Origin of the sequence: Paenibacillus sp. NEAU-GSW1, from assembly GCF_009737085.1 — a bacterium.
GTDB lineage: Bacteria > Bacillota > Bacilli > Paenibacillales > Paenibacillaceae > Pristimantibacillus.
Genome location: NZ_WOVL01000058.1, coordinates 1 through 1,539 on the forward strand (window position 1 = coordinate 1; position 1,539 = coordinate 1,539).

General features: G+C 47.2%; 1 protein-coding gene. It reads left to right on the plus strand.

Annotated features, from left to right (window positions below):
* Positions 1-241 precede the first annotated feature (241 nt).
* Entirely contained in the window at positions 242-1,420 is a 1,179-nt protein-coding gene (locus GOM71_RS23620) for an IS110 family RNA-guided transposase (protein ID WP_156285570.1), read from the plus strand.
* Positions 1,421-1,539: the final 119 nt, after the last annotated feature.

Sequence of the window (1,539 nt, forward strand, 5' to 3'; positions counted from 1 at the left end):
TTTCGTATTATCAGGTCAGCCAGAGATTTCTGGTTGGCCTTTTTTAATGGCCGTTCTATGATGGCGGTAGCTGGGAGAACGTACGCTATTTTGAGGCAGTGACCTCGTCACAAAAACTGTTTTTCCCACTACCCCCAATGACCATGTTTGAGCTGGTAGAGGCAATGACCTCGCATCACAAGCGAAGCTATGGGTTTGGAACCATCGTGGGAGTTCCGGCAAATTTATTCGGGAGGTTGTTATGCAGCCAGTCGTAGGTGTAGATGTAGCGAAAGGATTTAGCGTAGTACAAGCTTTTACAAGGAGGAACGAACCGTACGGAAAGTTGGAGAGCATCTCGCACAAGGATAGCGGATTCGAGCGGCTGGGAGAACTCCTAGTGGAGTTACAGGCGAAGGCAGCAATCGCCCCAGTAGTTATTCTTGAAGCGACAGGGCATTATCATCGGGCGCTTGTAGCTTATCTCGAACGCAGTGGATGGACGCACTTTATCGTTAATCCGTTACAGTCTAAGCGTGCGAAAGCAACTCAACTGCGGAAGGTAAAAACAGACGCTGCGGATGCTTGGCATCTAGCGGATATGTATTACCGCGGGGACGTTGTGCCGCATCGTACATGGGACGAAACATTTACGGAGTTGCAGCATGTGACCAGGCAACATGAGTTTGTGACGGGGATGTTCGTTCAAGCGAAGTTAAACACGAGGGCGTTGCTCGAACAAGTCTTTCCGGCTTACGAGGATATCTTTTATGCCCTGTTCTCTGTAACTTCACTAAAAGTGCTGAAGCGTTGTTTAGAGGGCGATGTTGAGGATCTTGTTGAAACGATTCAGTCAGGTGCTGGGAAATCGCATTCGAGACATTGGGTTGATGAGAAAGCAAAACGACTGCGGGAGATCTTGTTACATTGGAGAGCACAGCCTAGAAGTCAATCTCAGAGCGCAGTCTTAAGCGGCATGGTATCCTTGTTACTTTCGTTCATGGAGCAATTAAGTGATCTTGAGAAACAGATGAATGAACTCGCATTTGATCTACCTGAGGTAGAACTATTGAAAAGCATACCTGGCATCGGGGATAAACTAGCTGCTGCGATTGTCGCGGAGGTCGGAAACGTGCAACAGTTTGAAGGCGCCAAACAGCTTGTGGCGTATGCCGGATTAGATCCTGGGATCTTTAGCTCGGGGAAGTTTACTGCCACAAGTTCACGTATAACAAAACGGGGTTCCAAGAGGCTTCGCCGTTCGTTGTATTTAGCTGTGCAATGCGGAATCCGGGGAAGCACCAATAAGAGGATTAGAGATTATTATGACAAGAAAAGAAAAGAGGGCAAGCCATATAAGGTGGTTGTGATCGCTTGCGCCAACAAGCTCCTCCATCACGTGTACGCCATCCTTAGTAAAAGCCAGCCCTACAAAATCTAAAACCATATTTACCCATAACCTTCACGCCAATGAAGGTTATTTGTCGTGCCTAGAAATTAGTATACCAATTAACTTGGCGCGCTCCAATACTAAAAGCTTGACAAACATTAGCTGGTTTT

Excerpts from the sequence above, each read along its gene's own strand:
- GOM71_RS23620 (WP_156285570.1), top strand. The coding sequence starts at position 242 with ATGCAGCCAGTCGTAGGTGTAGATGTAGCGAAAGGATTTAGCGTAGTA.